The sequence below is a fragment of the Paenibacillus sp. 79R4 genome, assembly GCF_013393165.1.
Classification (GTDB): domain Bacteria; phylum Bacillota; class Bacilli; order Paenibacillales; family Paenibacillaceae; genus Fontibacillus.
In genome coordinates this window covers 203,770-224,602 of record NZ_QJOT01000010.1, presented here as the reverse complement: position 1 = coordinate 224,602, position 20,833 = coordinate 203,770, and the positions used below count along the sequence as shown (strand labels likewise).

Annotated in this window: 22 protein-coding genes and 1 pseudogene; 13 read left to right on the top strand and 10 right to left on the bottom strand. The window is 45.8% G+C overall.

The window, feature by feature from the left end; all coding sequences use genetic code 11:
- Positions 1–81 precede the first annotated feature (81 nt).
- From DMN77_RS16190 to DMN77_RS16180, 3 genes are read right to left on the bottom strand one after another with little or no spacing between them, the layout of a single operon-like run.
- Positions 82–750 carry an IbrB-like domain-containing protein gene (locus tag DMN77_RS16190; RefSeq protein WP_082790070.1) on the bottom strand — a complete coding sequence of 223 codons (669 nt, stop codon included), beginning with the start codon at positions 748–750 and terminating at the stop codon, positions 82–84.
- Complete coding sequence (locus tag DMN77_RS16185) at positions 719–1,177, bottom strand: GNAT family N-acetyltransferase (RefSeq protein ID WP_068780515.1); 459 nt, start codon at positions 1,175–1,177, stop codon at positions 719–721. The genes DMN77_RS16190 and DMN77_RS16185 overlap by 32 nt, the downstream gene beginning before the upstream one ends.
- Positions 1,155–2,480 (bottom strand): DUF3440 domain-containing protein, encoded by a 1,326-nt coding sequence (locus DMN77_RS16180; protein WP_372776043.1) that lies wholly within the window; start codon positions 2,478–2,480, stop codon positions 1,155–1,157. The genes DMN77_RS16185 and DMN77_RS16180 overlap by 23 nt, the downstream gene beginning before the upstream one ends.
- A gap of 326 nt (positions 2,481–2,806) precedes the next feature.
- On the opposite strand from DMN77_RS16180, the gene DMN77_RS16175 reads away from it, so the two are divergent.
- Positions 2,807–4,939 carry an EAL domain-containing protein gene (locus tag DMN77_RS16175; protein ID WP_068780516.1) on the top strand — a complete coding sequence of 711 codons (2,133 nt, stop codon included), beginning with the start codon at positions 2,807–2,809 and terminating at the stop codon, positions 4,937–4,939.
- A 192-nt stretch (positions 4,940–5,131) separates the two neighbouring features.
- The gene (locus DMN77_RS16170) at positions 5,132–5,461 is read left to right on the top strand and encodes a hypothetical protein (protein WP_179015689.1); all 330 of its coding nucleotides are present in this window, start codon (positions 5,132–5,134) and stop codon (positions 5,459–5,461) included.
- Positions 5,462–5,498: 37 nt separating this feature from the next.
- Here the strand turns inward: DMN77_RS16170 and DMN77_RS16165 are convergent, their stop codons facing one another.
- Positions 5,499–5,927 carry a hypothetical protein gene (locus DMN77_RS16165; RefSeq protein ID WP_068780518.1) on the bottom strand — a complete coding sequence of 143 codons (429 nt, stop codon included), beginning with the start codon at positions 5,925–5,927 and terminating at the stop codon, positions 5,499–5,501.
- A 203-nt stretch (positions 5,928–6,130) separates the two neighbouring features.
- Here DMN77_RS16165 and DMN77_RS16160 point away from each other — a divergent pair, with 203 nt between their 5' ends.
- From DMN77_RS16160 to DMN77_RS16140, 5 genes are all read left to right on the top strand, one after another.
- Positions 6,131–7,621, top strand: coding sequence for a spore germination protein (locus DMN77_RS16160; protein ID WP_324254269.1), 1,491 nt, complete (start codon positions 6,131–6,133; stop codon positions 7,619–7,621).
- 38 nt (positions 7,622–7,659) lie between these two features.
- On the top strand, positions 7,660–8,844 hold the full coding sequence (locus tag DMN77_RS16155) for a Ger(x)C family spore germination protein (RefSeq protein WP_068780519.1): 1,185 nt from the start codon (positions 7,660–7,662) through the stop codon (positions 8,842–8,844).
- Positions 8,841–9,062, top strand: a complete 222-nt coding sequence (locus tag DMN77_RS16150) for a hypothetical protein (RefSeq protein WP_068780520.1) — start codon at positions 8,841–8,843, stop codon at positions 9,060–9,062. Before DMN77_RS16155 ends, DMN77_RS16150 begins: the two co-directional genes overlap by 4 nt.
- Positions 9,063–9,105: 43 nt before the next feature.
- Entirely contained in the window at positions 9,106–10,203 is a 1,098-nt protein-coding gene (locus tag DMN77_RS16145; RefSeq protein WP_068780521.1) for a GerAB/ArcD/ProY family transporter, read from the top strand.
- Positions 10,204–10,369: 166 nt separating this feature from the next.
- On the top strand, positions 10,370–12,100 hold the full coding sequence (locus DMN77_RS16140) for an SGNH/GDSL hydrolase family protein (protein WP_179015688.1): 1,731 nt from the start codon (positions 10,370–10,372) through the stop codon (positions 12,098–12,100).
- A gap of 165 nt (positions 12,101–12,265) precedes the next feature.
- Here DMN77_RS16140 and DMN77_RS16135 read toward each other — a convergent pair whose 3' ends face one another.
- Together DMN77_RS16135 and DMN77_RS16130 are read right to left on the bottom strand one after the other, a co-directional pair.
- Complete coding sequence (locus tag DMN77_RS16135; RefSeq protein ID WP_068780523.1) at positions 12,266–12,754, bottom strand: DoxX family protein; 489 nt, start codon at positions 12,752–12,754, stop codon at positions 12,266–12,268.
- Positions 12,755–12,826: 72 nt separating this feature from the next.
- The gene (locus DMN77_RS16130) at positions 12,827–13,303 is read right to left on the bottom strand and encodes a MarR family winged helix-turn-helix transcriptional regulator (RefSeq protein WP_068780524.1); all 477 of its coding nucleotides are present in this window, start codon (positions 13,301–13,303) and stop codon (positions 12,827–12,829) included.
- A 174-nt stretch (positions 13,304–13,477) separates the two neighbouring features.
- On the opposite strand from DMN77_RS16130, the gene DMN77_RS16125 reads away from it, so the two are divergent.
- From DMN77_RS16125 to DMN77_RS16110, 4 genes are all read left to right on the top strand, one after another.
- Positions 13,478–14,029: a CDP-alcohol phosphatidyltransferase family protein gene (locus DMN77_RS16125; protein WP_068780525.1), complete on the top strand. Its 552-nt coding sequence runs from the start codon at positions 13,478–13,480 to the stop codon at positions 14,027–14,029.
- A gap of 365 nt (positions 14,030–14,394) precedes the next feature.
- Entirely contained in the window at positions 14,395–14,976 is a 582-nt protein-coding gene (locus tag DMN77_RS16120) for a TetR/AcrR family transcriptional regulator (RefSeq protein WP_069188348.1), read from the top strand.
- Positions 14,977–15,032: 56 nt separating this feature from the next.
- Positions 15,033–15,473, top strand: a complete 441-nt coding sequence (locus DMN77_RS16115; protein WP_068780526.1) for an SRPBCC family protein — start codon at positions 15,033–15,035, stop codon at positions 15,471–15,473.
- A gap of 17 nt (positions 15,474–15,490) precedes the next feature.
- Complete coding sequence (locus tag DMN77_RS16110; RefSeq protein WP_068780527.1) at positions 15,491–15,871, top strand: VOC family protein; 381 nt, start codon at positions 15,491–15,493, stop codon at positions 15,869–15,871.
- A gap of 92 nt (positions 15,872–15,963) precedes the next feature.
- On the opposite strand, the gene DMN77_RS16105 is transcribed toward DMN77_RS16110, so the two are convergent.
- Complete coding sequence (locus DMN77_RS16105) at positions 15,964–16,887, bottom strand: helix-turn-helix transcriptional regulator (protein ID WP_179015687.1); 924 nt, start codon at positions 16,885–16,887, stop codon at positions 15,964–15,966.
- A gap of 102 nt (positions 16,888–16,989) precedes the next feature.
- On the opposite strand from DMN77_RS16105, the gene DMN77_RS16100 reads away from it, so the two are divergent.
- Together DMN77_RS16100 and DMN77_RS16095 are read left to right on the top strand one after the other, a co-directional pair.
- Entirely contained in the window at positions 16,990–17,454 is a 465-nt protein-coding gene (locus DMN77_RS16100) for a VOC family protein (protein ID WP_179015686.1), read from the top strand.
- Between the two features lie 75 nt (positions 17,455–17,529).
- Positions 17,530–18,099 carry a YdeI/OmpD-associated family protein gene (locus DMN77_RS16095; RefSeq protein WP_179015701.1) on the top strand — a complete coding sequence of 190 codons (570 nt, stop codon included), beginning with the start codon at positions 17,530–17,532 and terminating at the stop codon, positions 18,097–18,099.
- 113 nt (positions 18,100–18,212) lie between these two features.
- Here the strand turns inward: DMN77_RS16095 and DMN77_RS23980 are convergent.
- The 3 genes and pseudogenes from DMN77_RS23980 to DMN77_RS16085 all read right to left on the bottom strand — a co-directional run.
- Positions 18,213–18,423, bottom strand: a pseudogene (locus DMN77_RS23980) (winged helix-turn-helix transcriptional regulator); the annotation flags it as partial.
- A 477-nt stretch (positions 18,424–18,900) separates the two neighbouring features.
- A complete protein-coding gene (locus DMN77_RS16090) occupies positions 18,901–20,301 on the bottom strand; it encodes an MFS transporter (RefSeq protein ID WP_179015685.1) in 1,401 nt (466 codons plus the stop codon).
- Between the two features lie 79 nt (positions 20,302–20,380).
- Positions 20,381–20,773: a MarR family winged helix-turn-helix transcriptional regulator gene (locus DMN77_RS16085; protein WP_256872436.1), complete on the bottom strand. Its 393-nt coding sequence runs from the start codon at positions 20,771–20,773 to the stop codon at positions 20,381–20,383.
- Between the last annotated feature and the right edge of the window lie 60 nt (positions 20,774–20,833).

The window sequence follows — 20,833 nt, the reverse complement described above, 5'->3', positions numbered from 1 at the left end:
GCGGGGGAAAAGAGAAAAAGGTGCAGTAAAAATTCAACAAAAAAGACGGCGCGTGTCGCGGACACCGCCGTCTCTCTGTGCTTATTTATAATATTTGTTCTCAAATTCAGTCCAAGATTTGGAGAACTCGTGATTTTGGAAAGCTTGCTTTAATCCGGTGATTTGCTTGAGACGAATGATCTCATCTGGCTCCATGCCGAGATTCTCGGCGATCTTCTCGTCGCTCCATCCTTCCTGAGTTAGCGATAGGACAATTTGGGACATCGAACGAATCTGGTGCGTCCCTCTGGCACGATTATGCCTGATCGTTGATCCCATACGCTCGGCAAGAGGTTTATCGATAATGGTTAAGGGCAAATAACCATAGGTTCTTTTTAAAATATCCTGATGTTCTTTGCCAATACGTAAGCGATGAAACCCGTCGGTAATTTCGTAATGATGATCGGTGATTTTATAGGCTACGATCGGCTGTGTGAAGCCATCCAGAAGGATGGATGTGTAGAGCAGTTTCATTTCTGCAGGAGCTACTTTGTTAGGGTTATAAGCATTTGCATAGATTCGATCGGCTCGTATCCATTGCACCAGGTCGACCGGTTCGGAAAAGGGGGATACTGTCCGCAGCTGCATTCGAATCTTATTTAGCGTTTGTACTTGCTCCTCCAGGCTCATTCGTTTAATCATCTGCTTTAATCTATCCAGCAGTGCTTCCAGCTCCGAATTAGCTTCGGATAATTGTATACTTTCTTCCATAGGCCGGGGCCAACTCCTTGTCGCTTCTTCTCAATAAAAACCAGAAATTTCTGGTGGTTCGATAGATCTCGAAACCTTGCTCCAGATAATAATTCTTAATATATTCCAAAGCAGTAGAAGTTCGAATGGGCATGTTGAGCTCTTCACAGTAAGCGAATCGGGCCGCGGTCAAAGCCTTGAATAACCCTTGTTTGCGGTACCCGGGCTCTACATATTCCGTAGTAAACAAAATATACTCGTCCATGATCCTTAACGAGGAAAAAGCGACAACCATCCCGTTTCTCTCGATGAGAAACCATATTCTATCGGATTCGTTGCGCAAATAAGGCATTTGACGAATATATCGTTCCTCTGCAAAAAAACGGCCCATCTTGGAGTAAAATATGGCTTTATCATATTTTCCCTCAAAGCACTGAATTGTTTCCATAGTGATCCTCCGTGATTGCCCTGCGCATGTATTTGTCCTGAGCATCCTCCAAATAGATCAGATTCCGATACTTCTGCCGGAGCTGCTTCAAATGCTGCACATCCGACTTTGTGGGGGCAAAACTGAGCCGTCGCAGCCAAAAGTCGTTCTTCTCGATCGCTCTCGCTACCCTCCGCCAGGTCGGAAGCTTCTTGCGAGCCTCCAGCTTGCGGTCTGCTTCATCCGGGATGCTTGCCAGCTGAATGCCGTGAAAAGACCACCACCGCAAAAAGGACTTGATCTTGCGGTAATAATGATCCCGCAGTTCAGGCGCGTAAATGCCAAGGCTTTCCAGTAAAAAAACGCTATATTGCTGCCAGGTCATGGCGGCTGGTTTTTCCGATTTCATATTTCCGAGCAGAGAAGAACGGGCGTAAATATTGCCAAAGTTCACGCCATGAACCCGGCTTACAACCCTTTCCCAGGTTTCGGGCTCCAGGGCGCGGAACTGGTCCAGTCCGCTGCGCTGATCATCGCCGTACGGTTGGCATAATCTTTGCTGATGAATGCTCAAGCCATTTTTGTACATCAGCTCATAGATGTCGTTAGAAGCAAGGTTCAACTGGCTTACCGCTCCCCAGATATCCTCCGTTTTCCAATCATATATCGGATAAAAGTTATAAATCGGACTAGGTGAATCAGGAGCGCGCAACTTCGTTGTCCAGACATAACCCAGGTAGGTATCTTTGGTTTTGTTAATAATGGTATTAAATCGATGAAGGCTCTCATCGCTGCGGATGGCAATACCCGCTGCAGCAGGCCCACGATGTATCTTCTGAAACCAAACACTGAAACGAGACGTAAATTCCTCGAACTCCATCCCTTTATAGAACCATGTCCAGTCCTCCGGCAGGTTGTCCTCATTGATTACGCAATCATGTACAGGCATGTCCCTAACCCACTTGTTCCGTTCCAGACGATCCCAACAGATCCAAGTAGGCTGTATCACGGATACTGCGTTGCGCAAGGAAAATGGCAAGCAACACCAATAAAAGTTCTCAACTACATCAGCCGTAATCCGGCGCAATTCTTCAATATGCTGAATCGTTGCTTCATATTGCGCTTCCAAATCAATAAATAAAACGCTAAAGATTCTATTTTGTTGTCTGGCAATGTCAGCGCAAAGCTGGAGCATGACAGAGCTGTCCTTTCCACCGGATACACACAGGTAAATCGAATCAAAATTGGAGAATACCAGGTTGAATCGTTCTCGCGCAGCAGTTAATACATTTTTGGGCGAATATACCTTGGGGATTTGGAACACCTCCAGACTTAAAAATCCGCAATTTTATACAATATCTGCCTTAAACCACTTCGGCTGATAAAAATCATACAAAATTCTCATAATTCGACAGGAAGTATGTTCCAAATTGATCTTTTGATGTTCCGAATAAGATTATTCCGATAAATTTTTTCAAAATTAGACAAAACCTTGGGCCTTTATTGTATTGAGAACAAAAAAATATTAATTGGGAACAAAGACGGCCCCTGAAAACCCTGAAAATATATCTTGAAAACATACAATTAATTAAGAAAACATCAATAGCTAAACGATTTATATTTACATCTATATAAAGGGGAAGTACAGGAATGATGGAGAAGCTTGATGCGCTTGCATCCAGACTCGCTAACCAACAGACTCTCCAGGGGCTCCGCAGGGGGCTGTTATATTTGATGCCGCTTATTTTGATCGGTTCCTTTATATTGGCGCTGACGAATCTGCCCATTCCGATCTACCAGAGTTTTCTGGAACATACGCTTGGAGACGGGTGGCGGGACATCAGTCTATCGATTTACCACGGAACGCTGCAGATCCTGTCCATGACAGCCCTGATTACAGTCAGTTATGCCTTGGCAGGCAAAGAAAATCTTGTGATTTCCGGAGAGGTAAACCCTATCGTTATTGTAATAACGACATTTGCTTCATATATTACCTTCAGCAATGATTCGAAGCTGATCCCTAACGCTGCGGAAGCAGGGACCGCCTGTATTTCCGGAGCACTGATCATATCTGTATTAGCTTGCAAGATGTTCTGTTTCTTTTACAATTGCCGCGATCGCATCCGTCCCTCGAATTTAATCGATTATCAGGGAAGCTCCCGAATCCGTTCTTCTTTTCGGGCTGTTATCCCCTCACTGCTTACCATTCTCTTCTTCAGCGTAGCAAGGCATTGGTTCGATGTTATCCAAATAATGCTTCAGCGAATCATTCACGAGGCCTGGTTCTCAGAATACAACTATTTCTCAGCGTTGATGATAATTCTTCTAACACATGTCTTATGGTTCCTAGGCATACATGGCGGTAATTTTATGAATAATACGATGTCAGGGGCAGGAACAGAAGTTTCTGAGAACGCTATCTCCGCCATATTTACAAAAGAATTTTTTGATATATATGTGTATCTCGGCGGGGCCGGCGTTACTTTGGGACTGCTCGTCGCTTTGCTATTGGCCGGAGAGAGGGGAGGAGAACGGCGGCTAGCGAGGATTTCTATTCTGCCGGGCATTTTTAACATCAACGAGATCATCATTTTCGGTCTGCCTATCCTATTCAATCCTTATTATTTGATTCCGTTTCTGATGTCGCCTGTCATTCTAGGGATTACCTCCTGGATAGCCGTATATATAGGCTGGATTCCTCCGGCAACCCATGCGGTTGAATGGACAACCCCTATTTTTCTATCCGGTTATCTTGGTTCAGGATCTATGGCTGGAGTCGTATTGCAGGCGGCAAATCTGATATTGGCCGTGTTGATTTATATGCCTTTTGTCCGACTGCAGGCCAGGCAGCATCACCGCTCGCGGATGACGGCCTTCAGGAATCTGGCCAGCGAAGTGCAATATATTCAAGCCGGTCAACAGAGAAGCTTTTTGAACCGACATGATGAAACAGGTTACCTGGCTCGCGCTTTGGCGGCCGAAATCAGGGACGGTTTGCTCCATCATGCCCCGTCCTTTCATTTGGAATATCAGCCAAAGGTAAATTATAAAGGCGAAGTGATGGGGGCGGAGGCTTTGCTGCGATGGATGCATCCGGTTTATGGCACCGTATCGCCTCTGGTTATTTTAAGCCTTTGTGATGAAGCTCATTTAACCCATCAATTGGGGCAATGGATCATCCATCAGGCCTGTTGCGATTGGAAATATTGGCATGACCAAGGATATGAGCAGGTTTCTTTGTCCATGAACTTAAGCCCGCAGCAGCTGAAGGAGGATGATTCACTGGTTGAAGTTGTGGAATCGTGTATTCGCCGATTTGAGGTTGACCCTCATTGTATTGAACTGGAACTTACAGAGAATGCCACCATTGATCTAAGTGAGGCTACTTTAAACAAACTTAAGCAAATCAAGGAAATGGGGCTGAGTATCTCGATTGATGATTTTGGAGCCGGTCACAGCTCATTGCTGTATTTGTGCGATTTATATGCCAATGTGGTTAAGCTGGATGCTTCGCTAATACGTACGATCACCAGTGATAGGTACCGCCGGCAGATTGTAAAATCCTTGATCTCCCTTTGTAGTCAATTAAAGGTCAAGCTTATTGTGGAAGGTGTAGAAACACAGGAACAAATGGAATTGCTTCATGAGTTCGGCTGTGAATATTATCAAGGGTATTATTTTAGCAGGTCGCTGGACAGCGATAGCTTTATGGAGTACTTGCAGCAGCATGGATGGGTCCGGGATCGAGAGGATACTCAAGCAGGGAGACTTACCTCTAGCTGAGACATAATTCATGAAGGATTTAAGCAATTACAATATTCGGGTCGATTTTTGTCGTATTAAGGACAATGAGTGCCCTATTGGGATCATTCCGCCCGATTCTCTAAAAAAAGCATACTAAAATAAATATAAATGAAAGTTTAAGCTTCCTCGGGAATAGTTTATTAAAAATGAAGTAAAAGGCGGTGAGTTTTATTGGATATTCTTAGGCCGATTGATGGCGTGTACCAATGTATCAACAATCCGAACAACCGACGAAAATATGTATTAAGGGAAGTCGAAGGCAGCTTACCGGTTCTTGTGCGAATTGAGGGAGATAACGACGATAAAGCGGTACATGAGAAAGAGCTGTCGCCCCAAAATGATCTGTTTGCAAAGCTTCAAATTAACGGAAGCATGGGAGAAACAGGGGATTTAACTCATTTAGGATTGGTTGAAAATGATGGCGAATCCGTAGATTTACAAAAATTGAGTCTGGCAAGTGAGGTATCGCGCATAAAAAAATATCTGAGTTCCCCGTATTAGAAAGATCCTGGAGTGATAGGCTCCAGGATTTTTTTGTCTAATCGGAGTAGGCCGCTGCACTGAAGCTTTCCGGTCCCCTTCTGGCGGGGAACTGTGTAGGCGCATCGCCTTTGCTCACAAACGCCTGGTAGATCAAAAATCCCGAGTTGGGTGGAGTGTAGTCTACTCCGTCAGCTATGACAGCTTTGAGGACTGTTCCCATCGGCAGAAGTTCCGTCAGGGAGTATATAAGTACGGCATCTGGTCCGGTACCCCGGAAGATATCTATGGTAATCGGTGTTTCTTCACTAATAATTCCACTTATGGTTACCAACGCAGTGAATTGAATGCGCAGATTTGGCCCCGCTTCGGAAACATCCAATCCCAGGGTACCAAACAGCATGGGTGACGAGTCAACCAGAATGATGCCGATAGACCCGGTTGTGCTGGAATTTTGCGATACTTGCTGGTCCAAAAAACGTCCCACCTTATTCACCTCCTCGCCTTATTCCTAATTACCCTATGATAATTTTTAGCGGAGGTATAGGCAGTAATAATACCGTGGCAAAAAATGGCTCTATCCTAGTCGGATCTTAGCAGGAGAAATTCATAATATCGCTTGAATAAAGCTAATTCATTCGGGTGATTTTATATAAAAGTATCCAGCTTCAGCGAAAGGAGCTATTTATAGTGCAGAAGCTCTATTCGGATTTGCAGCGGAATGAAGCCTATCTTCGCCAGCTGTATAACCATTGTTCAGATGTAATGTACCATTCTTTCCTGATCGAAGGCAGGACCAAAGCTTTGATAATGCATATCGAGGGATTAGCGGATACTGAAGGAATTGAACGGTTTGTTGTTACTCCACTAATGCTGGAGGGGAACGAAAACTGTGAGGATATAGGAGATTTGATCAGACGGAGAGTATCATCACTGCAAGTGAAAAAATTTACTTTATTTAGCGAGTGCGCGGAAGCTTTATCGGACGGCAATACGATATTGATCATTGAGGGGCAGACAGCCTGTTATAGCTTTGGCATGACAAAGTGGGAGAAACGGGCCGTAGAAGAGCCGTCTGCAGAAGTAGGAATCAGAGGGCCCAGAGAAGGATTTACCGAAGATTTGCGTACCAATACCTCACAAATCAGGCGCATTATTAAAACTCCGAAGCTTAAAATGGAATCCGTTAAAATCGGCGAATATACACGGACGAGTGTCGTTCTGGCTTATATTGAAGATCTTGTGGACGAAACACTGATTGAGGAGATCCGGAGCCGGCTTAACCATATCCGGATCGACGGCATATTGGAGAGCGGTTATATTGAGGAAATGATTGAGGATCATCCCTATTCCCCCTTTCCGCAATTGCTGAGTACCGAGCGGCCGGATGTCGTCTCCAGTTGTCTTCTGGAAGGAAGGGCGGCGATTCTGACGGAAGGTACACCTTTTGTTCTGGTCGCTCCGGTTACTTTCTTCTCGCTGCTCCAGTCGCAGGAGGATTATTATCAGCGTTCAATAATTACTACAACCATTCGCTGGTTGCGCTACAGCTTTGTTGCCGTTGCTCTTTTGCTTCCGTCCTTATATGTGGCCGTGATTACCTTTCATCAAGAGATGGTGCCCGGTTCACTGCTCATTAGTATGGCAAGCTCCCGGGAAGCTGTTCCTTTTCCAGCATTAATAGAAGCGTTAATTATGGAGATTACCTTTGAAGCGCTGCGCGAAGCGGGAGTGCGGCTGCCTAAGCAGGTCGGGGCTGCGGTCAGCATTGTAGGAGCGCTGGTTATCGGACAGGCGGCGGTTCAGGCCGGATTGGTGTCGGCGCCGATGATTATTGTGGTGGCAATTACCGGGATATCTTCGTTTATGATACCGCGCTACATTACAGGAATCGCCGTTCGATTGCTGCGTTTTCCCTTGATTTTTCTGGCGGGCAGCCTTGGGCTTGTCGGGGTCGTGATGGGGGTTATCGCGATTGTGCTGCATATGTGCAATCTACGCTCTTTCGGAGTGCCCTATCTGTCCGAGATTAGCACACCCAATTTCAATGAATGGAAGGATACTCTGGCCAGGGAACACTGGTGGAAGATGAACACGCGCCCGCGTTTTATAGGCAAATACAAGAAATACCGGCAGCCCCCTGGACAAAGACCGGATCCAACCCGCGGAAACGGCAAATAGATTGGGATTGGGCAGCTTCAGTGAGGAGTGTTGAAACTATGAAAAAAGCTTGGATCTTGAAAGCCGTGATTTCTTTTCCGCTGCTTCTATTGTTAGGCGGCTGCTGGGACCGTATTGAACTTGATGATATGGCCCTGATTTCTGCGCTCGCTTTTGATGAAGCCGAGAATAATGAGGTTCGGGCAACCGTACAGGTTATCCTTCCCCAGGCCCAGATCGGATCGGGAACATCCGGAGGAGGCACTTCCCCAGCAGTGGCAAAGACTACGGTTCAATCAGAAACGGGCATTGATATTGCAGATGCTCTCTCCAAGCTGCAGCGGGAATTATCCAGAGATATGTTCTGGGGGCAATGCAGAATCTTTATTTTTAGCGAGGCGGTTGCTAAATCCGGAATACGACAACATCTGGATTATTTAGTTCGATTTCCTGAGTCAAGAGAGCGTGCCTATATGTTTGTAAGCAAAGGAGAAGCGTCGAAAGCGCTTGAAGTGTTTCCTAAGCTGGAGAACTCCTCGGCCGAAGTGCTGCGAAGGCTGGCGGATCTGCATATCGGCATACGGGTCACGCTGCACCAATTGAGTCTCATGCTGAACGGGGAATCCCAGGCGGCCATTTTGCCGATGGTCCATATACTTCCGGAAAAAGAATCGGCGAAGCCGCTGGAGACCATTCCATATCTGATGGGGAGTGCCATCTTTAGAAAAGACAGAATGATCGGGGAATTGTCTGAAGGGGACACAAGGGGGGTAATGTGGCTGAGGGATGAAATTAAAGAGTACACGGTCGTGTTTAAAGCACCGGAACCGGAGCAGGGCATTATCGCTTTGAAACCCGTGTGGGCCAACATTAAGCTGATTCCCAAGATTGAGGATGATGTATGGAAGATAACGGTTAAGGTGGTGACAGAAGGGGATATTATAAAGAATAGTACCTCGCTGAATCCTATGGACCCGTCTTCCCTTCAAGCTATGAACAGGGGATTCAAAAATGATGTCTACGAGCGAATAAAGGTAGCTCTTGATAAGACTCAACGTGAGTACAAGATAGACATTTTGGATTTCGCCCGGGAGTTCCACCGGAAATATCCCAAACAATGGGAGAAAGTGAAGGATAACTGGGAAGAACGATTCCCCGAGGTGCAAATTATAACGGATATTGAAACAAAGATTCTTAGACCGGGATTAATCTCTTCATCGCAGGGAGACGTGAAAATGAAATGAAATGGCATTTTTTTCTGATGATTTTGATCATGACCTTGCTGGTCATTCTGCTGGAGTGGAAGGGACTGAAAACCAGACCAATAAGGGATAAAGTTGTATTTATCTCGCTGCTCCTTCTGGTGCTGGGCTTGTCCATGCTCGACCTCCCCAATACGCCGGGGCCAACTACCCTGATCCTGCTCATCTATAAACCGCTCGAGAGACTGCTGGAGCTGTAACGTAATTGCATGGGATTGACTAAACAAGGAGAGGTGAGAATTGATGCTGGAAAAAGGGGGGATTTCCTCTTTTCAAATGGGGCTTATGCTGTACCCGGCTGTACTGGCTTCCGGTTTTCTGGTATTGCCTACGTTAACAGCCCAATATGCACAAAATGATCTTTGGCTCACTGGCTTATTGGCGGCTGTAGCAGGGGTTATTGCAGTATATACGGCAACCCGTTTACATGAATTTTACCCCGGACAGACGATTATTCAATATAGCGTAGAAATTCTCGGCAAAGTTCCCGGGAAAATATTAGGGCTTTGGATTATTTTTTATAATTTACATACCGCGGGTGCAATCACCCGGCAATATGCGGATTTCGTAACCGGCAATTTCCTGTTCAAAACACCTGTCATGGTGATTATGGTAACGCTGATGTTTCTATGTACGATCGCCGTCCGCGGCGGTGTAGAAGTGTTGGCTAGAAGCAATGTTCTTTTCTTTCCCGTATTTATATTCCCAATCTTTTTTATGCTGCTGCTGATTCCAGATCTGGACCCGAAGGCGATTCTCCCGGTTTTAAGTCATGGGCTCACTCCAGTACTTAAAGGTTCGTTCTCTATGATGGGCTGGTTAAGCGAGTTTTTTCTGATGAGTTTTCTGCTGCCCAGTGTGACGGATCCGCAGAAGGGGAGAAAATGGGGGTACATTTCGCTGGTCATTATCGTGCTGCTCCTTACTTACTCCAATCTGATGGCATTGTTTTTGCTGGGACCGGACTTAGGCAATAAATTGTACCCGCTTCTTGTTGTCTTTCGTTATGTGAGCATCGGCACCTTTTTGGAAAATTTGGAGGCATTTCTGCTTGGGATGTGGGTGGTCGGACATTTCTTGCAAATCAGTTTATATGTTTACGCGGCTACGCTCTCAATAACCCAATATTTTCGGGTTGCGGATTATCGTTCGGTTGTTTTTCCGATCGGGCTGTTTTGTCTAGTGCTCGGTATTTGGGATCTGCCCAATTTTTCAGTCTTTGCATATTGGATCAAGACGGCAGTCCCCTTCCATATCATGACTACCTACCTGCTTATGCCACTGTTTTTGCTATTTGTTGCCGTCCTGCGCAGACGGAAGAAAAAGCATGAACATAATTAGAAATAGGGGAAGCACTGCAGAAGGTATTTTAGCGTGCTCCCGATTTTATTAGGTGTATTTGGAGCAGGCGCTCCATAGAAGACTCAAATCGTTGCGAGCTAGCTTGCCGCACCATTATGTAAGCGCTATACTCTTCTTAATCTATTATTAGAGAGGATGATGATCCATGAGCAACCCTTCGTCTGATCTTGTAAATGGAACAGGAGGTCCGATAGCGCCGCGGGATCCGGTAGCCAAACGCAGTGAGTTATACATATTGCATGAAGCTATGATTGAAGCAACGCCTCGTCCGGATGGGACGTTCTCGCAAGAAATTTACCTGGACGGCAATCGGCTTGTGGATAAGGCGCGGATTGCGGGCAATGTATCAGATGAAGCTATTCTTGAGCTTCTGAAGAGCTCTAGCGGGTTTCGCCGACTGGTACACAGTATTGGAATTTCCGTTCAAGCGCATGAAGAGGAGATTGCTCACGTTCATTTTACGCTTGAGCATCGAGGGAAGAACAAATCGGGATCCCGAATGAGCATCTCATGCCCTGCTGATGGCTCGGAAACGCTTCTGATCCTGGACGATTTCGAAGCATTTCCGGATGATGATGTTCTTGCCAAATTCGCCTTTGAATTCGATCGAGCAGGCGCTCTGGCGACGACTAGCGTTGTTTTCTATCTGAATGATGGTTACCGGGTTCCGGAGCTTATGAATGATTCACCGGTCGAGTTCGAGTCGCAGTCCTATCGGGAGATGATTAAGAAGTCTCTCATGTCTCCGGGCAATAACAAGAGATTGAAGGCGGCCATCGAGAAGGCGAAAAAAGGTGAATCTGTCACGATCGCTTACATTGGCGGCTCGATCACTCAGGGCGCAGGGGCAGTTCCGATTCATAGTCATTGTTACGCTTATCGTTCTTATGATCTCTTTAAACAAATGTTCGCTCCACAGGAGGGCAGTTCGATTCGACTGATCAAGGCCGGTCTGGGGGGCACGCCGTCGGAGCTGGGTATTGTCCGCTATGATCGGGATGTACTGAAGGAAGGAACCGCCCAGCCGGATATTGTCGTTGTGGAGTTTGCCGTGAATGATGCGAACGACGAGACGGCAGGAAATTGTTACGAGAGCCTGGTGCTCAAGGCGCTGAACGCAAATAGCCGGCCTGCGGTAATTTTACTGTTCAGCGTGTTTATGAATGACTGGAATCTTCAGGATCGTCTAGCTCCTGTCGGACGGCATTATGATCTTCCGATGGTTAGTGTGAAGGATGCCGTTGTAGAGCAGTTCCGCTGGACTGCAGATCAGGGCAAGGTCATCTCTAAAAAGCAGTTTTTCTACGATATTTATCATCCTACCAATGCGGGACATAGAGTTATGGCCGATTGCCTGGCCTGGCTATTCACAGTTACCGACCAGACCATCTCTGCGGAGGAGGATATCTCAACGGACAAGCCGCCGATTATCGGGAATAATTATATGGGGATTCAACTCTTGGATCGCCTGAATGGCGAAGGGATCGCTCGGATTGATGCGGGGGGATTCCGGGAGACAGATACCGATCTGCACACAGCAAATATGGACGATCATACTTACGGAACACCACAATTCCCTAATAACTGGATGCATACCGCTAAATCAGGGGTTGATCGCTTCAGGATGACACTTCGGAGTAAACGGCTTATTCTGGTGTTCAAAGACTCCGGAGATCCTGAATTCGGTACGGCAAATCTATGGGTAGACGGAAGGCTGGTGAGGCAGGGTGATCCACATATCGCGAATTGGACACATTGCAATGCGGTGATCCTCTATGACGAACAGGATTTGATGGAGCATACGGTGGAGATCGAAATGGCAGCCGGACAGGAGGACAAGCACTTCACGATTTTAGGGTTCGGTTATGTGCTGTAAATTAGACAACAACATAGAAACAAAGCAAGTTCTTCTGATGAACAAAAGCCACGACCAAACGACCAAGCAAAAAGCAACCATTTATTATAATGGTTGCTTTTATGATTTCCAGCAGTTTAATCCTGAGAAAAAGGGAAAATAGCAGAAGCGGGAGTTGTTTTTATTTTACCTTGTTGCTTCGAACTTTCCACCCGGCTTCCGGATGGATCGATGACGGAAATAATACGTCCAAATTGATACACCAACGGACAAAAACAGGATCTGCATGAGCGTACGGGGGATCAAGGCGTCTTCAGGACTGGTATAGAGGCCGTTAATCGCTATGTATAGATTGGCAGGAAACATGGCGATCAGCAGTAGCGACAGCCCGCCAGATGCCCAAAGGACAGTAGGACGCCACAATAAACCTATCGCTCCGATCCATTCCAGCACACCGGTGATCGTTACGATGAGGCCGGGATATGGCAGAACAGGCGGGACCATATCGATGAGCTCCGTGCGAAGATAGACGAAGTGAACCGTCCCGGTCAGCATGAACATCGCCGCGAGACCGCCCCGAAGCGCAACCGGCCATGGGCGCAATCGCTGTACACCGACAGCACCTGCAATGAGAAGAATAACCGTGACGACAATCAGCACAATAACGGGTTCCATAATATAACCTCCTAAATAGTAAATCATTAATGAGTATAGGTACTAAACACTTTGTCTAAAAAAAATTAGCGCCTAATTATGGGATAAACGTTCTTCCAATTTCGTTAAGAAATCTTTGATCCCTCGCGCCTGTTCGTTAGGAGCATCCCCCAATACCTCTACAACCATATGTTTAAATTGGTTCAGATATTCCAAGTGACGGGCATAGGCGATTTCACCTTTAGGGGTGACCTTAAGCATCAATCTGGACTGATTGCGGGCATCTTTTTCTTTGCTCACCAGCCCTTTCTGCTCGAGCTTTTTCAATACCTGGGATATAGCTCCTTTCGTTACGCCGCAGCGTTCAGCCAGCGCTGTAATGTGAATGCCTTCATGCTCCTTGATTTCAGCGAGCGTATAGATCTCGGAATGAAATAACGGTTCCTCTACACCATAATCCCTAATCTTTCGATCTTGTTTCCCAAACGCCTGGAACACGTCCAGAAGGAGACTTCCAATGCTCTCATTTGTAAGTTTCTCACTGTTCATCATGAAAGTAGTGTATAGCAACTAAACCCTTTTGTCAAATCCTTCCCTTACTTGTAAAACAAGAGGCAACAACCGGGGATAACCTTTCGAACTGATCAATCGATAAAACCAGTCCTCCATGCCGTTGAAACCTCCTCTTCGACAGTGATACAATTTGAACAGTTCCTCAAAATAAAATGTCCTCGATGGAGTCCTATGAAAAAATCTTTACCCAATATTTTGACTTTTCTAAGAATCCCTCTGTCCCTTTTGATGCTGGTATGTATAGAAAGAACAAGCATTTTATTAGTGTTGTATATAATTTGCGGAATAAGCGATGTGCTGGATGGATTTCTTGCCCGTCGCCTCAACGTAGGTTCTTCTTTTGGTGCAAAAATTGACAGTCTTGCGGATGTTGTTTTTTATAGCGTAATAATTATAATCACGCCGCTTTTAATACCCACTGACAGGTTGTTTATTGTTATATTTGCTTTGGTGGCTACCGTCAGGTTATTCAATGTCGCGCTTGTAAAGCGAAAATTTCGGCAATGGGGTGGACTGCACACAATCGCCAACAAAGCAGCGGGCCTTACATTGATCGCCTTGTGGCCGGTTTGCATTTACCTTGGCTTTATACCGGTATGGGCCGTCGTCACGATCGGAAGCATAACCTTTCTATCTGCACTGGAGGAAAGCGCTTTGTTGCTGTCACGTAAATCGTACAATCCAAACGAAAAAAGCATCTTTTTGCGAAAACATAAAAATTAAATGCCCTCCAGGATCACTTCGCCAATGAACAGTTTCCCATCTCGGCTTGGTATAGCCGTATAATAGCTTATGCATTTACACTGGTCGAGCAACAGCCCGCTCAGAATTATCAAGGAGAATACTTATCCAGATATTTCGATGCGGCGTTGCGGATACCTCAGAACAAGTGCAAGCAGTATTTATAGGAAGTAGATATTGGGCAAGGAGGGCCAAAATGTGGCAGAACAAGCAAAAGTTGAACATAGAATAAAACGATAAGACGATAGTTCAGATTGACTTTCGTAAAGAATGATTGTAATATATAGCCAAATGTTAGTGATCACTAACTATCGGCAACAAACCATACTGAGAAAGGTATATGTTTGATGAATATGCAGACCTTGGACAATAAAAGTAAATTGATGCTGACCGCTATCGATTTAATGGCTGAAAAAGGATACAAAGGTGTCTCGACCAAAGAAATCGCCGCAGTAGCAGGTGTCAGCGAGATGACTTTGTTTCGCAATTTCGGAAGTAAACAGAATTTGCTTGAGCAAGCCGTTGATCGTTATCATTACTCCGTTGAAATGGAAAAGCTTTTTAAAGAGGATATCAAATGGGATTTGAAAGAGGATTTATTTACGATTTGCCAAATGTACCATGACATCATGCAGCGTAACCGCAAATTGTTTATTATCGTCTTGAGTGATAACGAATTAACAAGTATCCGCGAGAAGGCAGACAGGCATCCGCGCAAATTTCTGGAATTGTTAACGAAATATTTTGACGAGATGCAAAGTAAGCACAAAATGATATCCACGGACGCGCAAACTCAGGCTATGACGTTGATGTGGCTAAATTACGGAGCTTTTATGTCGCAGTTGTTCGGTGCGTCGTTTACTGAAGTTACGATGCAAGATTTTATGCATTCGAGTATCGATCTATTTGTTAAGGCATTGACCCCATGATTTTTTTACTCATAGTGTTAGTTAGTACTAACAAACATAATAAGCGAGGTGTAGTGATGAATCAAAGCGAAAGCATCAGAATGGTCGGGCAAACCGCATCTGTTGGTTTTCAGGTAGGAGTTCGGAGGACGCTGCCGATTTCGCCGGCTCAGGCATGGATGTTTCTAACCTCCCCTGAAGGTTTAAAATTATGGCTTGGAACGGTTTCGCTCCGTACATTCCAAGAGGGGGACACCTTTCAATCCAGCGAGGGAATTAGCGGACAATTCAAGGTGGTTAAACCGTTGAAACAAATTCGTTTAAGGTGGAAGATGAAGGGCTGGGACAAACCGTCTACGCTGCAAATTCGATTGATAGCCGATAAATCTGACAGAACCACGATCAGTTTTCATCAAGAATGCCTGAATCAGTCGGATACACGGGAACAAATGAAGCTTTATTGGGAAGACGTACTGAACAAAATGAGGGAAATAACGGGTTCTTCCCGTGAATCATAATAAGGAGATGAATATAAATGAATAAGTTCAGCCATATCGATCTGCGAGTGACCAATCTGGAAGTTGTGCTGCCTTTTTACGAAAAGCTTCTTCCTGAGCTGGGATTTACGCGCACCTTTCATAGTGCAAATTGGCGGGTGTTTGCCGCTGAAGGAGAACTTCCTATGGCCCCGTACTTTGCCATTACAGAGGATGCCGGACATACACCGAATGAGAATTTAATCGGGTTTTGGGCCAATGACCGGGAAGAAGTGGATCACATCGCCAAGCTGGTTGCAGAAAATGGGGGGGAAATAAACGGCGGCCCCCAGCTATTCCCGATTAGCCCGACCTATTACGCTGTCTATTTTGAGGATCCTTGCGGAAACAAATATGAGATGGTGCATCGCTTAAATTAGTGGGGGAGGGTTCCAAGCCTTCGACTTAATCTTCCCATGCTCAACAAGTCAGCTCCTGAAACGGTTCTTAAGACGGTTCAGGAGCTTTTTGCTTATTCGGGATTTGTAATGTATTTCTTCATCATCTCGTTCAAATAATTACGAAAGTCGGCAACATAGTCTGTTGGCTCTATGATTTCCAGATTGGTTCCGAAGCTTGCCAGAAATTGAAATCCAAAGCTGTTTTGAGGAACATCAATGGTGGCCAATAAAAGTTCAGAACTATAGTTTTCAATACTCTTGCTTCCATATCTTTCTATGAAATGATCTTTTATACTGGGCGAGATCAACGCTTTTAGAGCGATTAATTCCGGTTGATAGCTTGTTTCGTATTCTTGTTCCAGCGAATGATCTCTAGAGTTAAATGTTCTTTCATCCATTTGAAACTGATCGATCCTGGATAATTTGAATGTTCTATATTTCATGCGCTGCAAACAGAATCCTTTCAAATACCAGCTCGTTTCGCTGAAATGAAGCTGATAGGGTTCGATTAATCGCTTCGTTTTTAAGCCGTTTTTATCAATATAATCAAAGGAAATTAACCTTCTTGCTAATATTGCCTCTTGGCACTTTTTCAAGGTTTGACGAATTTCAGACCGCCCCTCCCAATCATAAAAGGACAGTTGGATGGAGCCTTTCGGAGACAATGGATTGACCATTGCTTCTATTTTTTTAATAGTCACTTCAACTTCTTCGCTAATTAGAATTTGTTCCAAGCCGCTGAGCGCGGTTAATATATTCTCCAGGTCGGAGCTGCTTAAGAGACGCTTGTCAAACTTGTATTCATCCAGGATCCCGTAACCGCCATGAACTCCGTTGACAGAATAGATAGGGATGTTTGATAGACTCAATGTCTCCATATCACGAAGAATCGTTCGCTTGGACACATTAAATAATTGTGCAAATTCTTTGGTTGAAACCACATCCTTTTTCAGCAATATCATGATGATGGATATTAATCTCTCAACCTTCTCCATGTGGTCTCCTTCTTCTGGGGACTTTATTTTCTAAATGGTGACATACGTATGTCATCTCTTATTCATTATACTACATTTATAACAAGAAGGAGGGTTTACTTTATGTCAGCTATTGTCTATTTAAATTTTGATGGAGTTGCAGAGCAAGCGATTGAATTTTATGCGGAGGCTTTAAACGCAGTTGAAGTAAAACAGGTTAAATTCAAGGATTTTCCGCAAGATCCCAACTACCCGTTGCCGGAAAATGAGTTGAATATGATTATGGAGTCTTCCATAGAATTCGCAGGCGGGAAAATCATGATGTCGGATATTCTGCCTTCGATGAAAAGTGCGACGGGTGAGTTGGTTAAAGGCAACAATATACTAATTAGTATCGTGAATGAGGATAAACAGAAACTGGAAAATTACTTTGCTTATTTATCTGTAGGTGGTTATGTGATCATGCCGTTGTCCCATACTCCCTGGTCTTCATGCTTTGGAATGCTGGTTGATCAATTCGGGGTTTCCTGGAAGTTTAATGGAGACGCAGACAAGTTTCTTGATAACGTAATTACCAACAAACAGTAACTTCATATAACGTACCTCATAGGCGATGTGAATCAATTCAGAAAAGAAGAATGGATTTGATTTGTGAAAATGGGAATGGAAATTGGAAATCTAATTCCGGCGAAGTCGAGGGAGGATTTAAGAGCTTGGCTGCAGGACAATTGCATGATTGAAAAATCCTGTTGGGTCAGGGTCAGTATGAAGCCGAGCCCCGATACACTGCTATATTTGGACGCTGTCGAGGAAGCTTTATGTTTCGGATGGATCGACGGAGTCAAGCAGAAAATATCTGAAACGGGGCTGGCGCAGAGATTATCCCCGAGGAGCCAAAAAAGTTCATGGACGGAATTGAATAAAGAGCGCGTCCGCCGCCTTGAAAAGTTAGGGTTTATGAGAGACGAAGGAAGAAAGGTTCTTCCTGATATGAGGCCCGGTTCTTTTAAGATGGATAAAGTGATCTTGCAAAGGTTAAAAGAGGATAAGCAAGTACATGAGAATTTCCTGGCCTTCCCGGATCTTTATAAAAGGGTGCGGATCGATGCGATACAAAGCATTAAGAATCAGCCAGAATTATTTAGGCGCAGATTAGACAAATTCATAACTAACACGAAAGAAAATAAAATGTACGGGAAATGGAACGATCATGGACGCCTGCTAGCCCATTAATATAGGCAGAGCAGAGCTGAAGGGAACCGGAATCGACCTGCGGCTGGTAGTAGCCCGCAATAAATAAGCTCCTGAAGCTGTCTCTTAAGACGGTTCAGGAGCTTTTTAAAGTTCTAGGATAAGAATGCTTCTTCTCCTTTTGAGGGTTGGTCCGCTTCGGTCGCAAGGCCGATATCCTTGTTGTTGAGAATGTGGTCTTCCAATACAGCAGATTTGTGCCGTACTCTCTAATAATATGAGTCTCTCCCCACATGCAGAGCGAGTCGAAAATCGGTTTCAAGCTCCAGCCTTACTCGTCAGCTCATTTCCCACTTTGGGCGGGACCACCGGAATTCTAACGAAACTGGAGATCGCTATTTGCGCCGAAAAGGGCAAACTAAAATTCTAACGAAACTGGGTGTCGCTATTTTGACAAATAAGGGGCTAAGTAGCGGTTTTTTGCCCAAATAGCGTTATGGAGTTTCGTTACATTTCCATACCCCTCATTTTTGCTTAAATAGCGATATGGTGTTTCGTTAGAGTTTTGCTGGGGTTCTCCTGGGGTTCTGCTGAAGTTCTCTTGGGGTTCTCCTGGAGTTCTGCAGGAGTTCTGCAGGAGTTTTGCGTAAATTCTGTTGAAGTGCTTGTGAGAGTTTCGTTAGAGTTTTGCCGGTTCTGCTGGAGTAAGACAGGATTTCCATGAGAATTCAGCAGAAGTTCCACCAGCGTCTCGTAAGACTTATTTTCAGCAAGGCCATTTATGAAGAAAACTCCAGCGTAAAGGAGCGGGAAATCACAGGCTAATCAGCTCTAAGCTCACGCTCAGAGCTGACGATCAACGGCCTGTTGGCGGCGTGCCGCTTGAAGAAGATTCCATCCGAGGAGGACCAGTATGCATCCGGTTACCAGGATATAACCTCCGAGCACGGGCCGCAGCGCTGCAAGCAGGGAGGCATGCTCCTGACCCACAGAGCCGGCCGCTGCATTTTTTATCGCTCCAAGCCCCAGCGCGGCCCCCATAACCATCCCTAAATTGCGTGTCAAAGCGATCATGCCTCCGATAGAACCGGTATGTTCTTTAGGGGCATATTGCATGATGAAGCTGTTATTCGGCGCGGACAATAACCCCATCCCGATGCCGAGCAGGCTCAGCGAACCAAGCAGCATAAGGACGTTGGCCTCCGTCTGGTCCGGGACCAGGGCCAGCACGATAAGAGCAAGGCCCATGCCAAGCATGCCGAGCAGCATAAGCCGCCTGGACCCATAACGGTCGGACCAACCCCCGGCAACGGGGCCAGCAACCCCGAGCAGGATCGGATAGATGGCCATGATATAACCGGAAATCGAAGGTGAAAATCCGGCCTTGCCTGTTAAGTAAAAGGGCAGGGCAACGAGAACGGTGTTTGCCATCATGAACGACATCGTGCTGATTATCAATCCCCCGGAGAGCGGGAAAGTGCGGAACAGCCGGATCGGCAGAAACGGTGACGAATGGCGCAGCTCCCACAGTAGAAAAGCTGTAAATCCTGTGATGGCTATGATGAACGCCACCGGCTGAGCGGCTGAGATGGCGTAAATCATAGAGGCGATTGAAATGATGAACAGGATTGCGCCAAGGCGGTCAAGCGGGACTTTTCCGGTGGCTGATTCCCGTCCTGCCATACTATTCTTCTTGCCGGCGGGAATATAGCGAATAGCGAGCAGAGTAGCCATCAAGGATACGGGAACATGGACCAGGAAAAGCCATTGCCAATTCAGCCATTCAGCAATAAATCCGCCGGCGATGGGGCCGCTCATGGCGCCCAAAGCAACGGCCGTGCTGACGATACCGAGGGCGCGTCCCCGTTGTTCTTTGGGCAAATAGAGAGCAATGATCGCGATATTGGTCGCCTGGAACATCGATGCTCCGACTGCCTGTACTGCCCGCAGAATCAGCATAATTGCGATATTGGGGGAGAAAGCGATCAAAATAGAGCTCAGTGCGAAAATAACATACCCGGTATTATGAATTGTTCGATGGCTGTAGCGGTCCCCCAGCTTGCCCATCAATGGAAGGAGGGAGGCGATTACGAGCAAATAACCGGTGGTGATCCATTGAACAACGCCAAGCTCGCTATGAAACAGGTCGGCGAATTGCGGTAGCGATACATTCATGACACCGGCTGTAAAATGGGAAACAAAAGCACCTAGACATAAAGCTGTCATCATAAGAAAACGATTCATGAGTTCCTCCTGCTTGTATAGAATTTCGTTTGTATCGTTGTTATTTAGTTTAGAAACTAAACCAAATAAGCAAAAAAAATTAATGATTTTGCTGCAAAAAATCGTTGAGTTTGTCGATGCATTTTTCAAATATCTCTATTTCCTGGGCGCTTACTTGGGTGCGTAGCTGGTTGTAAAAACCCAGATGCACCCTATCGTGGGCCGCATTGGCTTCTTGTCCCAAAGCTGTAAGGGAAAGGACGATCCCCCTGGCATCATGCGGATGCGGCGAACGGACAACCAGCTCTTTGGCCTCCAGCCGGGCAATAAGCTGGGTGACCGCACCCTTGGTGATGCCCAGACGACTGGCAAGTTCACTCATCAGCACATTGCCCTCGGGGCCGATTGCCGTTATAGTATGGATTTCACTTGGCGTCAGCGGCCCGGCTGAGCCAAACGTGTGAGGCTGACGCTCCAGGCGGCGCAGCTGCATAATGAGTCTGCCAAGATTACGGCTACCTTGTTGTTCCTGCCCGGTTAGTGGGGTTAGATT

Bases quoted from the DNA above. Each gene is read 5' to 3' on its own strand.
- DMN77_RS16190 (WP_082790070.1), bottom strand. From the start codon at position 750: ATGGAAGAAAGTATACAATTATCCGAAGCTAATTCGGAGCTGGAAGCA.
- DMN77_RS16185 (WP_068780515.1), bottom strand. From the start codon at position 1,177: ATGGAAACAATTCAGTGCTTTGAGGGAAAATATGATAAAGCCATATTT.
- DMN77_RS16175 (WP_068780516.1), top strand. From the start codon at position 2,807: ATGATGGAGAAGCTTGATGCGCTTGCATCCAGACTCGCTAACCAACAG.
- DMN77_RS16155 (WP_068780519.1), top strand. From the start codon at position 7,660: ATGAAAAAAGCTTGGATCTTGAAAGCCGTGATTTCTTTTCCGCTGCTT.
- DMN77_RS16150 (WP_068780520.1), top strand. From the start codon at position 8,841: ATGAAATGGCATTTTTTTCTGATGATTTTGATCATGACCTTGCTGGTC.
- DMN77_RS16145 (WP_068780521.1), top strand. From the start codon at position 9,106: ATGCTGGAAAAAGGGGGGATTTCCTCTTTTCAAATGGGGCTTATGCTG.
- DMN77_RS16140 (WP_179015688.1), top strand. From the start codon at position 10,370: ATGAGCAACCCTTCGTCTGATCTTGTAAATGGAACAGGAGGTCCGATA.
- DMN77_RS16135 (WP_068780523.1), bottom strand. From the start codon at position 12,754: ATGGAACCCGTTATTGTGCTGATTGTCGTCACGGTTATTCTTCTCATT.
- DMN77_RS16125 (WP_068780525.1), top strand. From the start codon at position 13,478: ATGAAAAAATCTTTACCCAATATTTTGACTTTTCTAAGAATCCCTCTG.
- DMN77_RS16120 (WP_069188348.1), top strand. From the start codon at position 14,395: ATGAATATGCAGACCTTGGACAATAAAAGTAAATTGATGCTGACCGCT.
- DMN77_RS16115 (WP_068780526.1), top strand. From the start codon at position 15,033: ATGAATCAAAGCGAAAGCATCAGAATGGTCGGGCAAACCGCATCTGTT.
- DMN77_RS16110 (WP_068780527.1), top strand. From the start codon at position 15,491: ATGAATAAGTTCAGCCATATCGATCTGCGAGTGACCAATCTGGAAGTT.
- DMN77_RS16105 (WP_179015687.1), bottom strand. From the start codon at position 16,887: ATGGAGAAGGTTGAGAGATTAATATCCATCATCATGATATTGCTGAAA.
- DMN77_RS16100 (WP_179015686.1), top strand. From the start codon at position 16,990: ATGTCAGCTATTGTCTATTTAAATTTTGATGGAGTTGCAGAGCAAGCG.
- DMN77_RS16095 (WP_179015701.1), top strand. From the start codon at position 17,530: ATGGAAATTGGAAATCTAATTCCGGCGAAGTCGAGGGAGGATTTAAGA.
- DMN77_RS16090 (WP_179015685.1), bottom strand. From the start codon at position 20,301: ATGAATCGTTTTCTTATGATGACAGCTTTATGTCTAGGTGCTTTTGTT.
- DMN77_RS16085 (WP_256872436.1), bottom strand. From the start codon at position 20,773: ATGCAGCTGCGCCGCCTGGAGCGTCAGCCTCACACGTTTGGCTCAGCC.